This is a genomic window from Actinomycetota bacterium, assembly GCA_041658565.1.
Lineage (GTDB): Bacteria > Actinomycetota > AC-67 > AC-67 > AC-67 > JBAZZY01.
Map to the genome: position 1 here is coordinate 1 of JBAZZY010000011.1, position 23652 is coordinate 23652.

The following is a 23652-nucleotide window of genomic DNA, read 5'->3' on the forward strand; positions in this document are numbered from 1 at the left end:
GCGGTCGGACCCGTACTCGGCGGGATCCTTGCGACTGCCGCGACTGTTCAGACCGTCTGGAAGGGGGCGCTGCTGCTGTTCGTCTACTCGCTGGGAATGGGAGTTCCGTTCCTGCTGCTGGCGCTGGGATCGACTGGGACGGGACGGGCGTTCCGATTCCTGCGCAGGAGGCGGTCGGCAATCGAGCGCGTCGGCGGCGTAGTTCTGCTGGGCATGGGCACGCTGCTGGTGACCGGTCGATGGGAGCAGATGTTCATCCCGCTCATCCGCTGGGTCTCCAACCGAGGCTGGCCGCCCATCTAGATCACTTGTCGGTCCCTTGGTTTCGAACCGAACGATGACAGGTCGGCCCGGCCCCGTTCCCCGAGTGTGCTGTGTCCGGCTGGTTGCCCGGCGCCCGGTCGTCATTCTTCGTCCCGCCGTGCCTTCCCATGCCGCCGTGCATGCTCATCATCATGAGCGGACACAGGAGGAGTAGCCCGAGCGAAAGGACGGTACTCAGTCGCACTTCGAAGAGTCCAACCGCGATCGCGACGGCACCGAGCCCCACAACCGCCAACTGCACCTTGCGTCGGTTCACTTGGTTTGCAGCCATCGCCCCTCCATCTATCTGTCTGCCCTCACCGTAGACGCAACATGTAAGGGCGGAATGAAGACTCCAGGGTCTTGGACAAGCTCCTCTAGATCTCCCAGTTCAATACCACGGGCTCCGCAAAGCCCTCGAGGGTCAGCGTGAGGATTCCGTTCGTGGGGCCTCCACGCGAGAACGCAAGGACTCCGGAGCGGTGGTGGCCACCGGGCGGATCACCCGTCCATGTCCCGCCTGCCCACGCGAGACCTGCAATCTCCAGTCGGCCCCGCGGTGTCATGCCGAGATTCCCGCTGTGCGTTGTCAGTTCCACCTGAAATCGAATGCCGGAGGTGTCGAGTTGACGTGGTCGCACCTCGATCTCGATCGAGCCGACGGACACGGTTCTCGTCGGGAGCGACGCGGCGGTTGCCTGCTTGTTCGTGCGACTCCGCAGAGCCACCGCGACCGCGAGCGTGACGAGGAGGACGGCGCCGACGGCAACAGCGACGATCCATCGTTTCGCCCTTGTATCCGGCTTGATCTCGGTCGCATCCATTCTCGGGTCCTCTTTCAATGCCGGATTCGGCGCAGTCGTCCGGCGGCCACCGTCACGCCGACGGCGTTCGCTCCGATGCCGCCGAGCATGAAAGCAATCCGGTAGTCGGTTAGGAACGCTGCGGCTCCCGTTGCTCCCGCGAACGGGGCGAGGTCGGCGATGTGATGCGCGCAACACGCGATCATCCCGACTGCCGACGATCCGGCGCCCGTTGTCCCTGCGGCCGCGACCGCGCGCCCCATTGAACGCCGCCGCCGAAGTTCGGCCATCAGGCCGACCTGGAGCCCGAACCCGGCGATGATCGGCGTGAGGAAGTACCAGTCTTCTCGCGTCTGCCGCACGAGATGATCGAGCGAACCCGATGCCGCGCCGACGACGCCTGCGTAGAAGGCTGCGAGCGCCGCGGCGCCGATGACGCCCATGCGAACGCTGCGCAAGTGTGACCGCGTGGGCGTCATATGGCGCGCACGGGCGGCCGACTCGTCGGCGGTGGCGGATTCGTCCATGTCGTGAGGAACCCTACGAGGCGCGGATGAAGACGCTGTGAAGATCGACGTGCCGGGGATGAAGACGGCGCGGGGTCGGCTACGTCAGGGAGTCCGCGAGGCGCGCGGCGTTGCGCGCGACCATGGCCATGATCGTCACCTGTGGGTTCACCCGAGTCGAGGACGGCATGATCGATCCGTCCAAGATCCACAAACCGGGCACGTCCCACACCTTCCCCCATGGGTCGGTCACAGATGTGCGCGGGTCTGCGCCGGCGCGCGCCGTTCCCATCGGGTGGTACGCCGACAACTTCAGGTCCGAACGACGCCAGTGGCCTTCGCGGATCTTCGACACGTCTTCACGCGAATGGATCGTCGGCAATCCCGGCAACATTGGGAAGACGGTCCTTGCGCCGGCGGCGAAGAAGATGTCGGACGTGAACGCGATGGCCTCTACCACTTTCGCGGTGTCCTCGCGCGAGAGGTTGTAGCGCATCAGCGCTTGGTTCCCGAGCGGACGGATGTGTCCGTTCGGACCGTCGCTGATGATCGAGCCGACGGAAGCCATGTTTGGGTACTGAGCGAACAACTCCTTGTACTCGGCACCGGTTCCCGGGATCGAGCTTGCCGAGTACGTGATCCCAGGCGGCGGGAACGTGGACTCAAGCAAGATGCCTTCGTCGATCTTGTGATCGACGAAGTAGCCCTGTACTGCGCCACGCCACGCGCGCAAGTCCTCATCGAACAGTGCTGTGACGCCGGCGCCGGGGTGGATTACGAAGTTCCGGCCGAGTTGGCCGGACGAGTCGGCGATCCCCTGGCGCAGCAACAGTGCCGGCGTGTGCACCGCTCCGGCGGCCACGACGGTGGCGCGCGCCCGCACGCGCAACGTCCCGCGGCGCTTGTCGGTGTCGGGGTCGCGAACTTCCGCAATGACGCCGACCGCGCGCTCGTTCTCGATCCAGACTTTGCGCGCGCGCACGTGTGCGTAGATCACGGCACCGTTTGCGACGGCGCGCGGCAGGTACGACACGTGCATTGCTTGCTTGGCGTCCACCGGGCACCCGAAGTTGCACGGACCGTGACCGTGGCATCCGCGCGCGTTGCGTCGGATCGGTCCGCCCGAGAGCCCCAGTTCGGCCGCGCCGCGGCGCAGAACTTCGGCGTTCATGCCTGCCGCGCCGTCCGGTATCGGCTGAACGCCGATGACATCCTCGACCACGTCGAACCACGGTTCCATATCCTCGGGCGTCACGTCGGGAAGTCCGGACTTCGACCATTCGTCCAGGACGCCGGCGGGTGTGCGATGGCACGTTCCGGAGTTCACCACGGTAGTTCCGCCGACGACGCGGCCCAGAGGCAACTGGATCGCCGGCGCTCCGATCGTTCCGGTCATGGCTTGGTCGCGGTACAGGTCGATCGCGCGGTCGATCGCGCGCCGTCCACGGAAGTTCTCGCGGTTGTAAGCACCGCCTTCTTCGAGCAGCACGACGCGCAGCCCGGCGCGCGCCAGCGTCTCGGCGGCGACCGCCCCCCCCGCGCCGGTCCCGATGATCGCGACGTCGGCGTCGATGGTCTGAGATCGCACGTCGGGGTACTGAACGACATCGAGATTCACGGCCGCCGGGACGGTGCTCCAGTCAAGCGGCAGCAGCGGCTCTTCCCGGTAACCGATCGCCGCACTGATGTCCGGGTGGCTTGCGTAGGCGATCGCAACCAGCGTGCGAACGCCTCCGAGGGCCTCCTTGATCGCGCGCGCCTTGCGGCCCTTACGGTTTGAAGCCAGCCATTGGTCGCGCGCGTCCGGCGACATCGAGTGCAGCAGGCGGGGGTGGGCGGAGAGCAACGGCGCAACTTCGACGCCGGCGATCATCGCGCGCACGAGTCTGCGCGCAGTAGGGCTAAAGCGCGACAACATGTCGTCGATGTCGGCGGCCAGATTGAGTTCCGAGGCACTCTGGGGGATGGCGCCGCCCTCGGGGACGAGCGCGTCGGCGATAGCTTCGAGCGCGCGGAACTCCAGCCGAGTCAGTGTTCGTCCCATGCTCGTCTCCCCGTTAGCGAGTTCCGCGGAACGTTAGCGCCCCAGCCGCCCACGAAACAAGAAACGGTCACTCGCGGTCGGGTTCGGCGCGCCAGCGGTAACCCATTCCGGGCAGCGTGATGATCCATCGGGCGCGCGCCGGATCATCACCGAGCTTCTGCCGCAGCTGGCGAACGAAGACCCGGAGGGTTTCGCTGCCGTACCCGGATCCCCACACCTTGCGCAGCAACCACTGGTGAGTCAGCAGTTTTCCCGGGTTGGTGACCATGGCTTCCAGGAGGCGGTACTCCGTCGGAGTGAGTTCAACGGATATCCCGCTCAGCAATACCAGTTGCCTGCTCAAATCGACTTCGAGTTCGCCGAAGTGAAGGACTGCGGGCAGGTCCTCGCCGCCGGCGCGTCGCTGAGTCGCGCGCACCCGCGCGAGCAACTCCTCCATCGCGAACGGTTTCACGACGAAGTCGTCTGCTCCGGCGTCCAGAGCGGAGATCTTGTCTTCTTGCGACTCGCGAACGCTCAGCACTATTACGGGCACTTTCGTCCACGAGCGCATCCGCCGGATGACCTCGTGCCCATCGATGCCCGGCAACCCAAGATCGAGAACAAGCAGATCGACATCCGTACTCGCAAGGGTTGCTAGGGCCGTTTCCCCGTTGCCGGCGGTGAGGACTTCGTAGCCGCGCGCGCGCAGGCTCGTTCCCACGGCCCGCAAGATCTGCGGGTCGTCATCGACGACGAGAATGCGAGTCGCGGGCATATGTCAACCTCCGGAAGGCAAGTTGAAGATGACTGTAGTTCCGCCGCCGGGGGTTCCTTCGATGCGGATTTGACCTCCGTGCGCGACGACGATCGCGCGCGCGATGGAAAGGCCGAGGCCGGTGCCGGAACCCGGTTCCTTGCCGCGCACGAAAGCGTCGAATGCGGTCGAACGTTGCTCCGGCGGAATCCCCGGACCCGTGTCGGCCACTCGAACCTCGAGGGTGTCGTGCCATTCGGCGGCAGCGACGGTAATGCGTGAGCCTGGGGGAGAGAACTTGGCCGCGTTCTCCAGCAAGTTGGTTAGGACCTGATCGATCTGCAGGACGTCCATGGGAACATCCGGGATGTCCTCCCGCACGCGCAGGAGGATCTCATGAGGCGACAGCATCGGTTGCAGCCTTGCCACGACGCCTTCGATCACATCTACAATTGCAGCGGGCGACTTGGTCGGAACGAGCGCGCCCGCGCGAATCCTCGCGAGATCCATGAGGTTTCCCACCAAACGATTCAAGCGCTCGGCTTCGTGGCGAATAGTGGCCAGCAATTCGCTGCGATCTGTGTCGCTGAAGCTTGTCTGTTCGTCCTGCAGGCTTGTGACCGCCGCGGTGATGGATGCGAGTGGTGTGCGCAGGTCGTGGGTGACCGAGGAGAACAAGGCCGCGCGCAGGTTGCTCTCTTCGGCCTCGACGTGAGCCCGGCGCGCCTCGTCGGCGAGTCTCATCCGCTCCAACGCCAGTGCCATTTGCGTCGCGAAAGAGCGGATGACCTCGCGCTCTTCCTGACTCAACCCCGCGCGCGAGGTGATCGTGATCCGTCCGACTTCCAAAGCGCCGGAAGTCATTGAGAACTCCTCGGCTTGTCCCTCGGTGTCGATCGATCCCTTGGGCTGAACGACCAGCGGGGAGGAGTCCGAATCAGTCGACACCTCGCACCGCAAGAGACCGAGCAGGTCCGTGATCGCCTCCGCGAAACTGCGCAGAACCGCGCGCGGCGGTTCCCCCGACAGTAGGCGGCCGGACAAGTGATGCAGCAAGCGCGCTTCTCGCTCGCGGCGTTCGGCGCGCGCCCGTTGCCCCAACGCGGTTGAGATCAGCGCGCCGACGACTGCCGAGACAACCAGGAATACGAGCAGAGCGACGAAGTCCTCGGACTTAGCGACGCTGAAAGTCAGGCGAGGGGGCGTGAAGAAGAAATTGAGTCCGAGGAAAGCTAGGAGCGATGCAGCCAGTCCTGCCCATATCCCGGCGGGCGCCGAGAGCATCACTGCAAGCACATAAGCAAGGGCTGCGACTGTGGGCGAGATCTCTCCGGGGAGCAGTGCGAGCGCAGTGATGGCTCCGGTCGCCAGCACCGGCAGCAGGGCGCGCGGGATCCTTCCGAGTTCGCCGCCGGGGCGTTCCGCTGAGGAGCTCATGGTCTCAGCCTGAGTCTGTCCCCGTCCGGGCGACTGCACAAGTCGGACGGGGATTTGATCCTCACAACTTCCTTACGGCGTACGGCTAATCCCTTACGCGCGCGCAACGGCTTGCTCCCGAGAATGATCGTAGGAGGCACGATTGTCATGACGGACGGATTCGTTGCAGGAATCGTCGTAGGGATCATCGTCGGCATGCTCTTCGGCCCCGTGCTCCGGTCGTACCTCGTTTGGCGAGAGTGGAAGAGGGCGTCGCAGCCGGCCGAGTTGATCGACGAAATTATCGAAAGAATGGGGCCGGCGCGCGGACCGGACCCAGCGAAGGTGAAGGCATCGGGTCGGCGGGCGGCCCGATGAAGACCGATGTCGGCACTTCCCGGCACAGCGACGGCAGGGCCCTTGGACGGCGTCTCGTCGCCGGTCGGACCGGTTTCGGGGCGGTCGCGAAGCGATTGCTGCTGGGCAAGCCGATTGCGACTGAAGAGGCCGGGCACCACCTCCTCCCAAAGATCCTGGCGTTGCCGGTGTTCGCGTCCGACGCACTTTCTTCGAATGCGTACGCGACCGAGGAAATCTTGCTGGTACTCGCGCTTGCGGGGTCGGGGAGTCTCAAGTGGTCGTTGCCGATCGCGGCGGCGGTGGCGACGGTCCTGACCATCGTGGTCATCTCATACCGGCAAACGGTGCGCGCGTACCCGAGCGGCGGCGGCGCGTACATCGTCGCCAAGGAAAACCTCGGCGAGATCCCCGGACTGGTTGCGGCGGCGTCGTTACTGACCGACTACGTTCTTACCGTCGCGGTGAGCATCGCCGCGGGCGCGTTCGCATTGGCGTCGCTGGTGCCGGAGTTGCTGGATCACCGTGTGGCGGTTTCGTTGGCGTTCATCGCCTGCATCACCGTGGCGAACCTCCGGGGGGCTAGGGAGTCGGGGTTTGTGTTCGCGATCCCCACCTACGCCTTCGTGATTTCGAGTCTTACGCTGATCGGCGTGGGCTTGGCTCGATGCACCGTGGGAACTTGTCCGGTTGCGGCCGCGCCTGAGGCGTTGCATGTTACCCAAGGGCTGACCCTCTTCCTCGTCCTGCGCGCGTTCTCATCCGGTTCAACGGCGCTCACCGGTGTTGAGGCGATTGCCAACGGGGTTCCGGCGTTTCAAGGCGGTCGCCCCAAGGAACAGGCACACAACGCCGCAACGACGCTGGCGATCCTCGGAGTCTTGTCCGTCACCATGTTCGTCGGGCTCACCTACCTGGCGCACCGGATTGGAGTGCATCCGTCGGAGGATCGCTCGGTGGTGGCGCAGATCGCGTTTGCGGTGTTCGGTTCGGGGTTGGGTTTCGGCATCGTGCAGGTAGCGACGGCGCTGATCTTGGTCTTGGCCGCCAATACGGCCTATCAGGACTTCCCGCGACTGTCGTCGATCCTCGCGCGAGACCGGTACATGCCTCGTCAGTTCATCAACCGCGGGGACAGGCTGGTCTTCTCGAACGGAATCATCGTGCTTTCGGGAATGGCTTCACTCTTGGTGTGGATCTATCACGCAGACGTCACGCGAATCATTCAGCTCTACGTGGTCGGGGTGTTTACGAGCTTCACGTTGTCACAGATCGGCATGGTTGTGCACTGGCGTCGTCTTCGTGAACCAACCGGATGGCGTCGCCGCGCGGCACTGAACACAGTGGGGGCCGTGGCAACCGGATTGGTGCTTATCGTGGTCGCGACGACGAAGTTCACTCACGGTGCATGGGTCGTCGTCGTCGCGATCCCGTTCATCGTGCTGGGGTTCAAGGGGATTCACTCCCACTACCGGTCTGTTGGGCGTCAGTTGAGGGTGCTGGAAGACCGGCCCCGCGCCGTTGCGGCAACCAGGGCGATCGTGTTGGTCGAAAACGTTGACGAGGCAACTTTGCGCGCGGTCGGGTATGCGCGCGCCCTTCGTCCGCGGGAGGTGCGAGGTCTGCACGTCGGCACAGATCAGACTTCCGCCAAAGTTGTCGCGGACTGGAGCGCGTCCTGCTCGGGAACGCCGTTGGATGTCGTTCCCTCAGAGGGGAAGGGGCTGCCGGAAATGATCCGGCGCTACGTGAAGTCACGGGCCTTCGCCGAGGACGAGTTCATCACCATCGTTGTGCCCGAAACGATTCGAACAGGCTGGCGTCAACTTATCGGCCGGTGGAGAACGCTGTTCAGCGAATCAACCCTGCGCGCTTTGCCCGGGGTCGTGGTGACGGATGTGCCGCTGTTGCGTGACCACGGCGCGACGTCCGCTACGTCCGCCCCGCTGCGGCCGGTCGCTCCTTCGCGGGTCGAAGCGATCGTTCTCGCGTCGGCGGTACACAACGCAACGCTGCGCAGCATCGCCTACGCGCAGTCGCTGAGGCCGGCGGGCCTGACTGCGGTGAGCTTCAACATTGATCCGAGCGAAACTGCGCGAGTGATGGAGGAGTGGAACCGTTGGGGAGTCGACGTTCCGCTTGAGATCATCGACGCGCCTTTCCGAGATGTATCCGAATCCCTAGTGCGCTACGTCCGAAGATTGCGCGCGGAACGCCCGGGCTTGGTGGTGTCGGTAGTCATCCCGGAGTTCATCGTCGGCCGATGGTGGCACGGCTTCCTGCACAACCAAACGGCCCTCGCCCTGCGCGTCGCGCTGCTGTTTGAGCCCGGGGTTGTCGTCTCGAGCGTTCCCTACCACCTGGACTGAGACACGCGCGCTCCGCGTCTGCACGTCGGCCCTGTTGGGTCCGTGGCTCCTGCCGGACAGGCCGCCGAAGATCGGGCAAAGCAGGAGATGTCGTAGCGTCAGCGAACAAATATGCATGAAACGAACTGTTGCCGTTTTCGTTCTTGCGCTGGCGGTCATCGCCCCGACGGCGAGTCCGGGCGCGCCGGGTTTTGGATCAGGGCACGCGCGCGCAGGCGTAGCCGTCGTGGACGCGAGTTGGCACCTGGGGGCGTCCCAAGGGCAGTACGCAGATGCGCGATCGGTTCCCGGACCCGATGTGCCGGTTGACCCGTACGGTCATTCCACTTGGAAGGCGTCCTCATACGGGCTCGCTTCGCGGAGCACGACGCGCGCGCTTGTTGTGGAGGATTCCGAAGGCAAGCGCGTCGCAATCATCACCCACGACCTTTACTTGCCGCAGGATCTGTTGACGCGTCGCGTCGCCGGGTTGCTTCAACAACACGATCGCGACGTTTCGCTCGGCCTGATCGACGGCGCCTACGTGGGGATTACGCCGGAGAACCTCGCGGTGACGGCGTCGCATAGTCACTCGTCGCCTTACTACTCGTCGCCCTCGTGGGGACTGTGGGTCTTCGAGGACGTCTTCGATGTGCGGTTCTTCGAGTACATGGCACAGAAGATGTCGCAAGCGGTGATTGAGGCATCAGGCAATCTTGTGCCGGTGCGTGTCGGTGGAGCCACCGTTCCGTTTAACGAGATCTCGAGTCACTCCTACGGCCCGCAGGTCGGCGATGATGGGACGCCGGCCGGTCAGCCGTGGTCGTTCACAGCCGGCCGGATCACGGTCGTGAGTTTCGATGATCTTTCGGATCCCGGATCGCCGCGACCGCTGGCGACGTGGCTCATCATGGGGCTGCACCCGGAGTGGGTTTTTGGCGACGGGCTGCTCAACGGCGACATCACCCATGCGTTGTACCGGGTCACCGATCGCGAGATTGGTGGAGTCACGCTTTGGTCTCAGCGGGAGACAGGCACGTCCGGTCCCCACAAGGACACGCGGGTGCATCCTCCCGAGGCTCGCAGGGAATTTCAGGACATGAAGTTCGGCCAGCTCGAGCGAGCCGCGCGCCTGTTGGCGGATCGCGTTGCGCAGACTCGAGCAAACATCGAGCGTTGGTCTCGGGGAGAGGGATCCGCGGAGATGCCGAACTTGTTCGCGCCGCTGCGCGAGGACTTCGAAGTGGCGGCGGTTTCGGTTCGCGTCGCACCGCCGACGACGCGCCCCTACCCGGGTGTGTCGAACTGCAACACTGCAAGGGCCTTTAGAGGAGATCCGGGAGTGCCCGTTGCGGGACTTCCCGACTGCGAGTTTCCCTTTGGCGACGCGACTCATCCGGTCATGGACGCGTCGCCGGTGGATCTTTCAACGTTGTACGACGAAGCGCGCGCCGCCGGGGTTCCTATTCCCTCCAGCTACGGCGCAACCGCCTTCACCGGTGTCGAGGAGACGATCGCCGTGCATCTGCAAGCGATGCGACTCGGCGACATTGGTATCACCTTCGCTCCGGCCGAGCAGTTCACGGATCAGGTTCTCAACATCGAGAGCCGGCTCGACCTGATCGAAGACAACCTCTGGGAAGGGTGGGACTGGACGACCGTGCAGCCGTGCACGCAGGGCGCGGATACTCGCTGGACATGTCCGGATCCACGGAAACCGCAGACGTCGCTTCCTCCGGTGACCGATGTGGCGTATCGAACGATGCGCGCGCAGATACACAACGACGCCGACGGGTGGGACGACCCCGAGTACGCGCCGTACGCGGATTCCGAGCCGGTGGATCCGGCTCAGATCAAGGGGAACTTCACCCGCGAGGAACTGGCCGAGAACGGTTTTCGGCTTCCGATCGCGGTGGGGATGGCAAACGACTACTGGGGGTACATCCCCTCGTACCGCGAGTACCGGTCGCACGACCACTACCGCAAGGCGCTCTCGGGCCTCGGGCCGCACGGCTCCGATTTCCTGGCGACCAGGCTGGCGCGCATGGCCGCGTCGTTGAACGGGGGAGACGACCTTGCGCTCTCGCCACTGGATCTTGCGTACCAGGCCGAGGGCGTCCGGGCCGATCTGCTCGCGCAGCATCTTGGAGAGCTGTCGGCCGCCTTCACTGCCGCATATGAGGCATCGTTGCCCGCCGACGGTGGTGTCGTTGGAGTCGTCGAGCAGCCGATCGACGTTCGCCGTTTCGACGCCGCGAGTGTGCGTTGGATCGGTGGATCGAGCTACGACGATCTTCCCAACGTGCGGGTAGAGAGGCTCGTGGATAATCGCTGGGAGCAGTGGGGAGACCAAACGGGCGAGGTCCAGGTCATGGTGGACTCCCCGGTTCCCGCCGAACTTCCGGCGTGGCGAGCCGGGGAGTTCGCGTGGACGTGGACGGCATCGTTCGAGGCGTTCGTGTCCGATCTCGAGCGCCCCGGGGGTCGCCCCGGCGTTACGCCCGAGGGGGCGTACCGCTTCGTGATCGACGGGGTTCGCCGGTCGGGCGCACCGTCGCGCGTCGAGCCGTATCACCTGGAGAGCGAGTCGTTCCGTGTGCGCCCTTGGGCCGGCATCACGGTTGAGGATCTGCGCGTGGAGCCCGGTGGCGACGTTTCGTTCCGCGTGGGGCCTGTCGGCACCCACGCCTTTGGAACCCCCAATACCTACGTCGTCGGCCCCGTCGACTACCCGGATTCGTATGAGAGCCGTTTCCCGTTCATTCGCAACGAGCGCCGGCTGTTTACGTACGGACTGGCCGATCCGGCGCGCCACCAGCAGTACTGCCCGCAGTGCAGCTTCCGGCCGTGGGCGGATACCGCCGCGGTGGCTTCGGCGACGGTGACGGTTGCGCGCGCGGACGGCGTGAGTGAGTCCGTGCCGGCCGAGTTTGATCCGGAAACCGGATGGTGGGTGGCGCATGCAGAACTGAGTCCGGGCGAGCGCGCGTCGGTAGAACCCGGCGGCATCGTGGATACGTATGGAGAGACCAACGGTCAGCGTGTGGAGGTTGTCGGATGAAGCGAATCACTCTGGTGCTTGCCGTCGTGTTGATGGCTCTGCCGGCCATGTACGCCATTCCTGCGCCGGCTTCTGCGGACTTCCGAGTCGGCGCGGCTGCCGTGGATGTTTCTCCGTCCAAACTGGTGGACCTCGCCACCCAGCGCGTGTGTCTCGGCGGCTTCGGGATCGGGTGCTCGCGTCCTGCAACCGGCGAGCGCGAAACGTTGTACGCGCGCGCCATCGTCATCGAGTCCGGCGGGAGCAAGGTCGCGATTGCCACGTCGTCGAACATCGGGCTGTTCGCTAAGTACAAGGATGAGTTCGGTCCGGCCGGGGCCTACGACGTTCGTCTCGCGGCGTCCCAGGCAACCGGGATTCCGTCTTCGTCGATCATGATCACGTCGGACCATTCGCACTCCAGTCCCGACGTCGAAGGCATTTGGGGTGGAGTAGACCCCGAGTACCTTCGCAAACTCGCGACCGGACTGATCCAGGCGATCTACGAAGCGAACCGCTCGCTGGAGCCTGCGGAGTTGTACGTCGGTGCCGCGACGTACGAACCCAGCAACCCGGACGAACTCAAGAACCACTGGGACGGGACCGGCGGTGTCCTGGATCAGATCGACCGCGAACTTCGCGTCTTCCAGGCTCGGCGCGCAGACGAAACCGTCATCGCCACGCTCATCAACTTCTCGCCGCACGCGTCGGTACTGGACGAGGAGAGTCTCGCTTCGGGGGACTGGACCGGCACGCTGGCGAACAACTACGCCGTGGAGCACGGTGGCGTGGCCCTGGGCATGGTGGGCGCGCTCGGCGGCATCGGAGCGCGTTTCGATGAAGATGAGTTCGATGAGTTCCTCGTCTTCGTGGACGGGTTGGCAGACCGGGCAATGGCGTCGGCAACGAGGATTGAAACACCGGGTGTTGCCGCAGGGCTAACGTTCATTCGCGAGCCGCTGACCGCGCCGATCTTGTATGCGGCGTACGTTCCAATGAACAGCCAGCACCCGGCGAACGTCATCGAGGCCTCGATCGATCGTTCTGTGATGCACCCCTGGGCGACCGGTGCGGTCATGGGGACGCATGTGTCGGCCATTCGGGTGGGCGACGTCCTGTTTGGCGGCACTCCCGGGGAGGCATACCCGGAGATCAGCTTCGCACTGTCACGTGGCGTTACTGCCTCCGAACACTTCATCTTCGGGCTTACCAACGATCAGGTCGGGTACCTGATTTCTCCACTCGAGGGCGTTCCGACGCCGGCGCAGAACGGCGCGCTGTATCCGGCGTTCGGCAACGACAACTGGGCGCTGTCGGTAAGCCCGACGATTGGTGAGCACGTGTCGTGCACATTGCGAGATATCGCAGGGGGACTCGGGTTCCAAGTGGAGCCGAAATTGGAGCGGTGCTCGGCGCTGACGGCAACCGACGGCCTGGCTCCGCCGCCGGAACTGCCCTGAGGCAGCGGTCAGCGGCTAGCGGGTACCGTCAGGTGGTCGAGCAACTTCTTCAGAACCTCTTCGTCGCGCTTTAGCCCCTGGCGGAACTCGTAGCTGTCGGTTCCGGCGATCTCCCTGTGGAGATCCGAGACGTACTCCGTGAGGACCCGCTGAAGCAGCGCGGCCTCCTCGGCGATCAGTGAGAGTTCCATGTCCTTATCGTAGGTCGCCGATCGGGAGCGGACCAGAGGCGGATGGAAGCGGTGTGCGGGCTTGCCGTACTCTTGGGGGGGCGCGCGAGGGCCGCGGCCACCCCGAAGGAGATCTCCCAATGGAGCAACCCGTCACGCAGGAAGCCACGCTCGTCTCGTTCAACCCCGCCACGGGGAAAGAGCGGACGCGGATCCCGGCGAACACGCCCGAGGATGTCAGGGCGGCGGTGGCGCACGCGCGCGAGGCCGCTCCGGCATGGGCCGCGCTTCCGGTACGCGCGCGCGCGGAACTGCTTAACCAAGTCCGCTACCGAATTGCCGCAAGTATGGACGAGATCCTCGAAACGGTTGCCGAGGAAAACGGCAAGCCGCGCGCTGAGGCGCTCACGCACGACGTCCTGCCGAGCATGCTGACGCTGGCGTACCTGGGCCGCATCGCGCCGAAGGCGTTGCGCGCGCGCAGCACCGGGCGCGCGCTCGGTCTGGCGTTTGGGTCGGAGTCAAAGATCGAGTGGCGGCCATTCGGTGTTGTCGGGTGCATCACGCCGTGGAACTACCCGATGTTCTTGAGTTTCATGGCGATCACGCCGGCGCTGCTCGCCGGCAATACCGTGGTGCTGAAGCCGTCGGAGATGACGCCCGCGGTTGGCGAGTTGATCCGCGAGGTGCTGGCTCCGCTGCCGCCGGGCGTGGCGACCATCGTGCAGGGCGGGGGAGATGTCGGCGCCGCATTGGTGGACGCTCCCTGCGACAAGATCTGCTTCATCGGTTCGGGCGGCACGGGGCGGCGCATCGCGGAGGCCGCCGCGCGCCACCTGACCCCCGTTGTGATGGAGTTGGGCGGCCAGGACGCGACGCTCGTGTGCGACGACGCAAATCTCGATCTTGCGTCCTCGGGCGTGCTGTGGGGGTCGTTCCTCAACGCCGGGCAGACTTGCTGCGCCATCGAGCGTATCTATGTCGCCGAGTCGGTGGCCGACGAGTTCGAGCGGCTGCTGGTGGAAAAGCTCGGCAAGGTTCGCACGGGCGTTGCGGATTCCGACATCGGACCGCTGACTATCGCGCGCCAACTCGACGTTGTTCGGCGTCACGTGGACGACGCGATCAGTAAGGGCGCGCGCCTGTTGGCGGGGGGACCCAACGGCGCGGTGCGCGCGCCCGATGGTTCGCGATGGTTCGCGCCGACGATTATCGCGGGCCGTTCCGCAGACATGGACATCTTCCGCGAGGAGACCTTCGGACCGGTGGTGTCGATCGTGCGGGTTGCCGACGACGACGAAGCAGTGCGTCGCGCGAACGGCGAAGGCTTCAACTTGACGGCGTCGGTGTGGACGCGCGACGCCAAGCGCGGCGTGCGGATCCGCTCGCAGTTGCGCGCCGGCGGCGTCAGCATCAACGACCACGGCGCGGGCGCCGGCGTTCCATGGGGAACGTGGGGCGGCGTCGGCGAGTCCGGCTACGGCCGGCTGAACGGCCCGCTCGGTTTGCGTGAGTTCGCGGTACCCGTCAGCGCCTCGCGCAGCATGCTGAACATGAAGAAGTTGTGGTGGTACCCCTATGACGAGGCGACCAACAAAACGTTGCGCGGCGTTGCGGAGTTGATTGGTGATCCGCGCTTGGCCGTTAAGGCGAAGGCGCTGCGCGAGATCGGCACCAACGCTTTGCGCGCAATTCGGGCCAAAATCTAAGCGTTTCCACACACCGTCCTAAGCTCGCTCACAGGTGGTTCCCAGACTCGCGGTGTTGAATGAGTACCAGGGAAGCGGGCAAAAGGAGTTGATTACTGTGTGGGACCGGTATCCAAGACAGATGCCTCACCACGACGCGTGGGGCGGCCCGGACACTTTGTGGGTCGTCTTGATGGTCGTGCTCATCGCGGCATTCGTAGGTGTCCTTGTGTGGATGGTCGCGAACGCGCGCAGCAAGTCTCGCCCGGCGTCTGCCGCCGTTCTTCCGCCGCCGCCGCCACCCGCTTTGCGGAGCGACGGGGCCCTGGAGCACGCGCGCATGCGTTACGCGCGCGGCGAGATCTCCCGCGAGGAGTTCTTGCAGGTGGTTCAAGATCTCGGCGGCCCGGCCGCCCCGTAGCGCGCGCCTGAACAACCGGTGGCGGGGGCTCGCCGCGTTCCCCGCCACCGGCGCGCGCCGCCTCGCCGAAGAGTTCGCGGCGGCGCGCTACCCGCTAAACGGCACCGACGCCGGCGTGTCGCCGAGAGGTGCTCCTCCGACGACGTCGTTGTAGGTCATCCAGGGAATCGTGTCCTGTTGGTCCACTCCGGGCTTGCTCCAGTCGCACACGCCGGTTGGGAACGCGGTCTCCAGTTGCGTCCACTGCGCTTGGGTGAACTCGACGGGCAAGTAGTCCGAACGGCGGTGCGGCTTCAACTGGCACTTGTTCTGGTCGGTCGAGATTCCCTCGCCGGCGACCATCCGCGGCGTTGTGTAGAGCTGCACGATGAGTGGGCAGGTCTCGTCGGTGGCCTTCTGCCCAAGTCCGGTACTGCACTGGTCGTGGATGTCGGCGGGCTTGTCTTTGATGATCTTCTCCGCAAGCGAGAGGCCGCTGGTGTCTTGTTCAACTGCGGCCAGCCAGCGGTCCATCGCGACCAGACCCTGGGTTGTGTACTGGACATCGCCGAGGAGCGGCACGGTGCCTTCCCAGATGACCTGGTTTGCGTAGGTGCCGTGTTCGCGCTCCAGGCGCGCGCGCACCGCGAAAGCGCGGTAGGCGTCGTGGAAAGCCCCTGGGTCCGGGCCGCGCAGATCGATGATCGCAACCTGATTCAGATTGTTGGCTTCGTTGATTCCGCCGCTTCGGTAAGCGTTGGCAAGCGCGGGCCGATCGGCTGCGACTCGCTCAGGTACCCACACGGCGTCGATGTCTGCGCCGCCGATGCGTGCGTTCAGGTCCACGAACTGGGCCTGGCTGATCAGTCCCTTCTTCAGCGCGTCGAGTCCGTATTGGATGCCGACGTTGTCGAGCGGACGTCCGGCGAAGCCGTCACTTCCGCGCGCGCCGAGGATGTTGATCGTGTAGTCGGCAAGCGTGCACCGCACACCGCCGGGATTGGTCTCGGGGTCGTATCGCTCCGCATCGGTCACGCCCGCGCATGGGTTGGTTGGGTCGCCGAGCGCCGTGAAATACAGCGAGTCCAGGATGATCGAGTTCACGTGGTTGGGGTGGCCTTCGATCGCCGCGATCTCGGCGGGAGTCCAAACGACGCCGGGACTCCAGCGATCTGGATGCTCGACGTAAGCGCGGATCAGGTGGTAGTCGACGAGCTGCTGGCCGGTGGACCACGCGTCGGGGAAACTGCACTGCGGCAGGATGCCTTGGTATATGCCCGGGTAGGCGTTTGCGACTTGTTGCTGTGCGAGCGAGCCGCCCGAGCACCCCGTTCCGATTGTGTAGCGGATCTCACCGTACTGCTCGACGATGCGCTCTTTCGCCATCACCATGGACTCGGCTTGAGTCACGACGTTGCAGTTGTGCCCGGCGTTGTTGAGTGCCGTGGACATGACCGCGAATCCGCGCGACAGCGCCGCGTCGTCAAGGACGTCAGGCGCGGTCCCCGTCTTGTGGTCGATGCCGCAACTGGCTCCGTGGGGGATCAGCACCTTGTGGTTCCACTGCGATTGCGGTTCCCACGGCTGCCAATCTCCGGCAGGGTTGTAAAGCACGGCGATCGCGTACTGGTCGCGGTTTTGGTATCCGGTCTCGACGCGCACGATGTAGGGGACGGTGACGCCTTGATCGGTTGTGGTCTGCGCGATCTGGTCGGGCGACGGCGGGTTGTCTTTGTCGTAGGACTGGAACCCGCCGGCGGAGTAGCCGGCGGTTCCGCCCGAGACGCCGCCGACCCCGGATGGCATGTAGAAGAATTCGTAAGTTTCGGGAGCATTGCACTGCACGTCGACCGCGCCTGCCTGGCACACCCACGGCATGACCTGCGGTCCCGAAAAGATCGGGCCGCCGTTGGGGTGATTGGTGATCACCAGGCGCGCGCCGGATCCGTCGGGGAGCGTCGCGGTCACTTCGTTGTCGCCGATTGCAAGGTCACTCAGGCGCGCGGCGAAGCGTCCGTTCGCGCGCACGGCGAAATCGTTCGTGACGTCGGCGCCGTTCAGATCCACCCTGACATTGGTGGATTCCACGCCTTCGGGGAGGGCGATCGCTACGAGGGCGTCACCGGCAGAGATCAGGTCTGCGCGGTTCGAGATGACCTCGATCGTTAAGTCGGTGTCCTGCGCGCGCGAGATGATCGGCGCGAACGCTGCGACCACCGCGACCACCGCGAGCAAGAGCCGCGCCGGGCGTCCCCGCACCTGTGCGCGGACGTGCCTGTTTGCTTTGTGGATGCTGGACATGACCCCTCCCGATTTCAACGCTCGGCTCCCGACCGATCCCATTCACCCTATTTGGGAAGAATACGTTGTGTCCAGAGGGATCTGAGTTCAGGCGCTCTCTTCCGGGAGCGCGGCGGCGACGGCGCTCTCTGCGCGCACCGGACGTCGCCGTTGGCGCCCGCCGGCCGCCGCGAGTCTCTCGGCCTCAGCCGCGCGCAAACGAGGAATGACGCGCAACACGTACGCGGTCGAGAACGCTCCCGTCACTGCGATGATCGCCAGCGGCGTAGGGTTCGTCGAGTTGCCGACTGTCACGCTTGCCGCAAGAGCGAGAGTTCCGAAGATCGCCATGCCGACGACCGCCAGGGTTCGGCCGCCGCGGATGCGGAACGGCCGGTCGGCGTCGGGTTGGCGCTTGCGCAGTGTGAGCACGCAGTAACCAGCCACCGTATAGATCCCGGCTTCCAGTGCGGCGCCCGTAGCCACGAGCACTTCCCAACTCGAGGTTGCGGCAACCATGAGCGCGACGACGGTGGACCCGACCGCGAGACACACGACGGGGACCCACGGAACCGCGTTGTCGTTCAAGCGAGAGAACGCGCGCGGCAGATTGCCCTCGCGCGCGGCCGCGTACATAAAGCGAGACGCCGTGAGGAAACCGCCGTTGAAGGTGTTGATGGCAGTAAGGACGGTGACGCCGAGCATGATCCCAATGCCCGCCCGTCCGAGAACTGCGCTCCCAAGGTAGACCTGCGGATACGCGGACCGCAGTTCCGCACCGCTGAGCAGTCTGCTCATTGCGACCGACAGAACCGCGCAGACTGCGCAAAGAATGCCCAGGGAGATCAGCATGCCGCGCGGAATGTCTCCAGGGCGCCGAACTTCCTCAGCGTTGGCCGTGACCCATTCGAACGCGCTGTAGAGAAACACTCCAAGCGCAATCGCAGTGATCATGCTGTGATTTGAGTTCAGTTGGCTGGCGATGTGGTGCGTACCGGACGCCGACCGGACGATTCCCAACACGGCGATCAAAGTGGTGACCGATAGCACCGTGAACGTAGCGACGTCTTGCAAGCCGCCGGCAACGCGGATTCCGCGCAGGTTGCTCCATGTCGCCAGGCCGAGCAGTGCGGCGATGTAGATCGCGGCGGCCCACGCCGGCTGGCCGAGAACGTGAGCAACCGCGCTACCGATAATGAATGCGTCGGCAGCGATGACCAGGATGAGGGTAGCCATGTAGGTGAACGTCACCGACAGCGCAACTCGATCGTCCATAGAACGCGCCATGAACAGGCGAATGGCTGCCGCCGTAGGGAACAGACCGTTTAGCTCTCCGTAGAAGGCCCACGCGATCAAGGCCAGCAGGCCGGCGACTGCGATGGCGATCCACGCCTGATCTCCAGCAACGAAGACGACGAGTCCGGCCACCGCGAGGTAGTTGATGGCGGCCATCGAGAGTCCGGTCGAGGTGCTGACGACCGTGCGCAGGCCGATCCCGCGACGCAGTTGCGTGGTCATCAGGCGTCCGGCCAGATGATCGACGTAATCGCGTCCAGACGCAGGACGTCTTCCTGGGAACCCTGGACCTTGATCTCGCCTTGGAGATACTTCTGGCTCGGGTTGAGGTCTCCCCAGAACATGTCGGCGAAATCCTCGCTCGTTGCGCGAACGACGATGTCGGGCGTTCTCTGGAGACCGTCCTCGATCTGCGTGATCTCTCCGGCAACCACGGTCATCGTGAACTTGGCATCCGCATCGAGGGCGTCGAAGTGGATGAGCTTGGACCAGTCGCGCTGCATGCGGCGCAGGCGTTCGTTTTCGTTGCAGGTCTTCTGGTAGTCGTCGAGCGCTTCGCGAATCTCTTCCTGGGTCGCCATATCCGGTCGTCCTCCGCTTGGATGTCTACGTTTCAGTCAGGCGCGCACCGGACGGCGTCGCGCGCGTTGCGGTTGAGTGTTCGCGTCTTCGATGGGTCCCGTTTTGATCGCGGTCAGCGAACGGTCGAACGCTTCCAGTACGGCATCGACCTCTTCGGGCTGGATGATCAGCGGCGGCATCAGTCGCATTACCGATGGCTGGTTGCCGGTGTAGACCGCGATCACGCCGTTCTCGCTGAGTTGTTTGCTCATGCGTGGACCCAGGCTGTCGTCGGTGAACTGCAGGCCGATCATGAGTCCGAGGCGCCGGATGCCGGTGAGCATTTCCGGGAAGCTCGCCATCAGTTTCTCGAAGCCTGCTTCGAAGCGCGCGCCCATCTCGGCGGCGCGCGCCGGGAGATCGTTCTCGAGGATGTAGTCGATCGTCGCCAGCGCCACCCTGCAACCCAAGTCTGCGCCTCCGAACGTGCTGAGGTGGATGAAGGGGTTGGCGTAGACGAAGTCCAGCAGCGGACGCCGGAAAAGCGTGGCGCTGATCGGATACAGGCCGCCGCCGAGTGACTTGCCGAGTGTCATGATGTCTGGAACGACGCCGAACTGCCGGCACGCAAACATGGTGCCCGTGCGACCCATACCCGTCTGGATCTCGTCGAGGATGAGCATCACGCCGCGCTCGTCGCAGATCCGGCGCAAGCCTTCTAGGTAGCCGGGAGGCGAGATGTTGATTCCGCCCTCACCTTGAATCGGCTCCACGATGATCGCGGCAGTGGTGTCGTCGATCGCCGCATCGGCTTGATCTAGATCGCCGAAGTCGATGCGCACGAAGCCGGGCATCAGCGGGCCGAACGGCGCCTGGTACGCGTCGCGTCCGATCGCGCTGAGCGCGAACCCGGTGTGACCGTGATAGGCGCGATTCGTCGTGACGATGCCCGGACGCAACGTGTACCCGCGCGCCAGTTTGATGGCGAAGTCGATTGCCTCGCCGCCGCCGGTTCCGTACATCACGCAGTCGAGGTCGCCCGGCGTGATCTCGGCGAGTCTGCGCGCGAGGTCTGCTTTCGCCGCCGACATCAGCGGGAAGTTGCCGAGGTCCGCGCCCTCCTCGTGAAGTGCCTTCTCGAGTGCCGCAACGATGACCGGGTTGCGGCGTCCTACGTTGAACGAGCCGGCGCCGGTGAAGCAGTCGATGAATCGCCTTCCGCGAAGGTCGGTGACGTAGACGCCGTCGCGCGTGTCCTCGACCACGTCGAGTCCGGCGGTGCGCAATGTGCGCACCTTCATCGGGTTGATCAGTTCGGAGAAGGTCGCGAGGACTTCGTCGTGGTCCTTCGTCATGATGCCGCCTCCTGTCTGGGTGCCGGTTGCGGATCGGCGAGAGTGGTGACCGCCTCGGTGAGGCGACGCAAACCGCCGGCCGCGCGCGCGCTGTCGCGGTCGACGACGAACTGGATGATCAGACCGTCGAGGCCTGCAAGAAGGATCGAAGCGAGTTCTCCGACCGGAATCGCGCACGATTCGCCGGCCTCGCGGCACGCTTCGGTGAGAAGCGCTTCGGTTACGCCACGGTAGGACTCATACTGCTGCCGCGCGAGCCACTCGGACCCGCGATGGCGGAGCGCGTACGCCGTCAGTTCGTATTGAAGGAGTTGCAGGTCCGGCGTCGCTTCGACGACTTGCCACAACGCCGCAAGTCCGTGCTCGAGTGCGGCGCGAAGACCCGAGTCGGTGCGGATCGCGCGCCGCACCGCAGTCGCGAACATGCGGGTTGTTTCCTCCAGGACCGACGCCAGCAGTTCGTCCTTGCCGCCGAAGTGGTAGTTCAGCGTTGCGACGTTGACTCCGGCTTCCGCGGCGATTCGCCGCGTCGTCGCACCCGCCAGCCCCTCGCGCGCGAGCACGCGCAAGGCGGCAGCGACGATCTGCGCGCGCCGGTCCTCCGAGCCTGCGACTTGAGGCATCGAGGTCTCCCCGTCCGAGTGGCCCTCCGGTTAAACCGGACGGATCACCCAATCACCTGATTGACATGTGACGATAGAACCGGGTTGGGCGCGCGTCAAGGAGAATGCTCGGTTTTGCGAGAACGTCCGCAGAAGTTGATCCTTCTCAGTGCCGTGGATTTCCCCGGGAGACGGTCGAAGCCAAGCGTTTGATTGAGTTCCCCTCGAGGGGCTTCTACGTGTCTGTCGGTCGCAGCGCTTCGCGAATCGCGGAGATGTTGGCCGACGCGCGCCCTGCTTTCAGGTTGCCGTCCTCGCGGTATTCGAATTGCCGCAGGAGCATCTCCAGCATGAAGATCGCCTGCGGATCATCGACGGCCTCGCGCGGGGTAAGTCCCCCCAGGGCCGGGACGTGCTCATGGATCCAGGCTTGTGCCCACGCATCCACCGATTCCTGTGACGGGCCTTGGTCTTCGGCGTTCGGGAGCGCTTCCGACGGCACGGGCAAGTCCATAGCGGGATCGAACCGCGTCTCGTCCTCGACGTGTGGATTGCCACCCGCGTCTCGCAAGACGACGAGCAGCCGTTCCAGTCGCGCGCGAGTTGATCTCGACGGAGATGACGTCGTCGTCAATTGAGAAGCGCGCGCGCGTGTAGCGCGACTCTTCTTCGTCGTTGCCGACACCGGGGCCGAACCGCGCGCGCACTTCCGCGCGAGAACCCGCGGCTTCGCCGGGCGTTAGCGCCCTTCCGAGCCACTCGAGTTCGCCGTCGCGGTGGGCGCGGAAGTCCTCGCGCACGACGAGTTGCGCGCGCACCGCTTGCGGATTCGTGATGCGGATCCGCGCATTGATGAACTCCAACGGGTCTCCGTCGGTGTTGGCGATCGAGAGCGGCCGTGAACGCCATTCCTCGATTTGGTCGATGAGGTCCGCAAACCCGGCGCCGATGATCGCGCTGAAGAAGTCGGCGACGGGGCTTGGTTCGTCCTCCAGATCCGCCGTGATGGTGAGCGGGTGCATCGGGTCGTATCCAAGTTCGGGCGGTGGCTTTCGCTTGCCCCGCTCGCGCGCCAGCGCCGCGGTCGTGAGGTTGACCATCTCGTAGATGCAAGGAACCAGCGCCTCGGCCTCTTGGGGTGAGAGTTCCACGCAGAATCCGGTGCGCCAGAAACCCCGGTCTGGGAATACCGGACCGAGAAGAACGCTCCAGCGTCGCAGGCCGGGTTCACTGCATGCCGCGTAGATCTTGGTGGAGGTCAGGAGATCGACCAATGCAACTCCGGGACAACTCGAGGGATTCGCGATTTGCCAGAGCCCCCAGTGCATCGCGTCGAACCGTTGACGCGCGCGCGCGGCGAGATCGGGCGGCGTCTCGGGATCGCGGATGAACTCCCCAAGGATGCAGTCTTCATCGTCGTCGATCCCGGGGCTTCTCACGGAGTGCGTTCGCCACGCGTGCTCCATCAACAGCGGCATGTTCGGGGTTTGCGCGGCCGGCCACTGGTCTGCGTCGGCAGCTCCGTACCAGTCCTCACAGGCCTGCGCGCGGATGCCGGCGAAGCGGGGTTGCATCCAGTAGTCGGCTAAGGCGTCGAACACCGGGTCCTCGAACGCAGCCGTCTCGAATCGTTCGATTGCGGCCGCGTCCGGATCGGCGCAACACGACTCGTAAGTCTTGCCCGACTCGCACGGACACGGATCGGTCGCCAAGCACGTCGCGTTGTCGATTCCTTCGTAGGCCTCTTGTTGAAGGTCAAGGGCTTCCTCGTCGAGCGGATTCGCCCGGCACAACGGTTGGACCAACTCGAGGGCGGACGCGAAGCGCCCGCGGTCGACGCGTATGCCGGCGACATGGCGAATCGTCGTGTCGCCGTTCGGACTCAGCGCGAGCGCGGCCGTGCCGAGTTCGTCCGCGCGCGCGAGATCGCCGCTGAAAAGCGCAACGTCGGATGCAAGCATCAGTACTGAAAAGTCGTCCGGCTTCGCATCGAGCGCCGCGCGCGCGATCACGTTTGCCTGTTCCGGGCCGACGCGCATGTGAAGCCACTTCGCCATGGTCGTCGAAGACGCGTGCTCTATGACGAGAGCGGCAGCCTCTTCCACCGGGGTTTCCCGGTCGGCGATCCGATCCATTGTTTCGCGCGCCTGCAGCTTGGCCTCCGCGAGCACGGCCCTGCGCATCGCGCGGTTGGGCCGCTCGGCCGCGCGCGCTTTGCGCTGTTCCTTACGTCTTCCCTTTCCCATGCCCGGAAGTGTACGACTCCATTCCCGGGTCGGGTTCGCGC

The 23652-nt window shown here is 65.0% G+C and carries 21 protein-coding genes; 7 read left to right on the top strand and 14 right to left on the bottom strand.

The genetic code is table 11. From position 1 onward, the window contains the following. Positions 1–303: cytochrome c biogenesis protein CcdA (locus WDA27_07575; protein ID MFA5890794.1), on the top strand; the 303-nt coding region annotated here is incomplete at its 5' end. 1 nt (position 304) lies between these two features. Here the strand turns inward: WDA27_07575 and WDA27_07580 are convergent. The 6 genes from WDA27_07580 to WDA27_07605 all read right to left on the bottom strand — a co-directional run bounded on the left by WDA27_07580 (position 305) and on the right by WDA27_07605 (position 5829). Next, positions 305–595: a DUF2933 domain-containing protein gene (locus WDA27_07580; GenBank protein MFA5890795.1), complete on the bottom strand. Its 291-nt coding sequence runs from the start codon at positions 593–595 to the stop codon at positions 305–307. An 85-nt stretch (positions 596–680) separates the two neighbouring features. Continuing rightward, positions 681–1127 (bottom strand): hypothetical protein, encoded by a 447-nt coding sequence (locus WDA27_07585; protein MFA5890796.1) that lies wholly within the window; start codon positions 1125–1127, stop codon positions 681–683. Between the two features lie 14 nt (positions 1128–1141). Next, positions 1142–1633: a hypothetical protein gene (locus WDA27_07590; protein ID MFA5890797.1), complete on the bottom strand. Its 492-nt coding sequence runs from the start codon at positions 1631–1633 to the stop codon at positions 1142–1144. Positions 1634–1712: 79 nt separating this feature from the next. Further along, entirely contained in the window at positions 1713–3656 is a 1944-nt protein-coding gene (locus tag WDA27_07595) for a GMC family oxidoreductase N-terminal domain-containing protein (protein MFA5890798.1), read from the bottom strand. A 67-nt stretch (positions 3657–3723) separates the two neighbouring features. After that, positions 3724–4413 carry a response regulator transcription factor gene (locus WDA27_07600; protein ID MFA5890799.1) on the bottom strand — a complete coding sequence of 230 codons (690 nt, stop codon included), beginning with the start codon at positions 4411–4413 and terminating at the stop codon, positions 3724–3726. A 3-nt stretch (positions 4414–4416) separates the two neighbouring features. Next, entirely contained in the window at positions 4417–5829 is a 1413-nt protein-coding gene (locus WDA27_07605) for an ATP-binding protein (protein ID MFA5890800.1), read from the bottom strand. A gap of 147 nt (positions 5830–5976) precedes the next feature. On the opposite strand from WDA27_07605, the gene WDA27_07610 reads away from it, so the two are divergent. The 4 genes from WDA27_07610 (at position 5977) to WDA27_07625 (ending at position 13013) form a co-directional block, all read left to right on the top strand. Next, positions 5977–6186, top strand: a complete 210-nt coding sequence (locus WDA27_07610; GenBank protein ID MFA5890801.1) for a hypothetical protein — start codon at positions 5977–5979, stop codon at positions 6184–6186. Then, on the top strand, positions 6183–8534 hold the full coding sequence (locus WDA27_07615) for an APC family permease (protein MFA5890802.1): 2352 nt from the start codon (positions 6183–6185) through the stop codon (positions 8532–8534). Before WDA27_07610 ends, WDA27_07615 begins: the two co-directional genes overlap by 4 nt. Before the next feature lie 115 nt (positions 8535–8649). Next, the gene (locus tag WDA27_07620) at positions 8650–11574 is read left to right on the top strand and encodes a hypothetical protein (protein MFA5890803.1); all 2925 of its coding nucleotides are present in this window, start codon (positions 8650–8652) and stop codon (positions 11572–11574) included. After that, entirely contained in the window at positions 11571–13013 is a 1443-nt protein-coding gene (locus WDA27_07625; GenBank protein ID MFA5890804.1) for a hypothetical protein, read from the top strand. The genes WDA27_07620 and WDA27_07625 overlap by 4 nt, the downstream gene beginning before the upstream one ends. Before the next feature lie 8 nt (positions 13014–13021). Here WDA27_07625 and WDA27_07630 read toward each other — a convergent pair whose 3' ends face one another. Further along, entirely contained in the window at positions 13022–13204 is a 183-nt protein-coding gene (locus WDA27_07630; GenBank protein MFA5890805.1) for a hypothetical protein, read from the bottom strand. A gap of 119 nt (positions 13205–13323) precedes the next feature. Between WDA27_07630 and WDA27_07635 the strand changes: the two genes are divergently transcribed. Beyond that, positions 13324–14892, top strand: a complete 1569-nt coding sequence (locus tag WDA27_07635) for an aldehyde dehydrogenase family protein (GenBank protein ID MFA5890806.1) — start codon at positions 13324–13326, stop codon at positions 14890–14892. A 34-nt stretch (positions 14893–14926) separates the two neighbouring features. Beyond that, positions 14927–15292, top strand: a complete 366-nt coding sequence (locus tag WDA27_07640) for an SHOCT domain-containing protein (protein MFA5890807.1) — start codon at positions 14927–14929, stop codon at positions 15290–15292. An 87-nt stretch (positions 15293–15379) separates the two neighbouring features. On the opposite strand, the gene WDA27_07645 is transcribed toward WDA27_07640, so the two are convergent. The 7 genes from WDA27_07645 to WDA27_07675 all read right to left on the bottom strand — a co-directional run bounded on the left by WDA27_07645 (position 15380) and on the right by WDA27_07675 (position 23611). Further along, positions 15380–17572: a DUF6351 family protein gene (locus tag WDA27_07645; GenBank protein ID MFA5890808.1), complete on the bottom strand. Its 2193-nt coding sequence runs from the start codon at positions 17570–17572 to the stop codon at positions 15380–15382. Positions 17573–17659: 87 nt separating this feature from the next. Then, positions 17660–19069: an APC family permease gene (locus WDA27_07650; GenBank protein MFA5890809.1), complete on the bottom strand. Its 1410-nt coding sequence runs from the start codon at positions 19067–19069 to the stop codon at positions 17660–17662. Further along, positions 19069–19428 (bottom strand): SCP2 sterol-binding domain-containing protein, encoded by a 360-nt coding sequence (locus tag WDA27_07655; protein MFA5890810.1) that lies wholly within the window; start codon positions 19426–19428, stop codon positions 19069–19071. Before WDA27_07655 ends, WDA27_07650 begins: the two co-directional genes overlap by 1 nt. A 36-nt stretch (positions 19429–19464) precedes the next feature. Then, entirely contained in the window at positions 19465–20763 is a 1299-nt protein-coding gene (locus WDA27_07660; protein MFA5890811.1) for an aspartate aminotransferase family protein, read from the bottom strand. After that, entirely contained in the window at positions 20760–21386 is a 627-nt protein-coding gene (locus WDA27_07665) for a TetR/AcrR family transcriptional regulator (GenBank protein MFA5890812.1), read from the bottom strand. The genes WDA27_07660 and WDA27_07665 overlap by 4 nt, the downstream gene beginning before the upstream one ends. 214 nt (positions 21387–21600) lie before the next feature. Beyond that, positions 21601–21813: a hypothetical protein gene (locus WDA27_07670; protein ID MFA5890813.1), complete on the bottom strand. Its 213-nt coding sequence runs from the start codon at positions 21811–21813 to the stop codon at positions 21601–21603. Further along, entirely contained in the window at positions 21782–23611 is a 1830-nt protein-coding gene (locus WDA27_07675) for an SEC-C metal-binding domain-containing protein (GenBank protein MFA5890814.1), read from the bottom strand. Before WDA27_07675 ends, WDA27_07670 begins: the two co-directional genes overlap by 32 nt. Positions 23612–23652 lie beyond the last annotated feature (41 nt).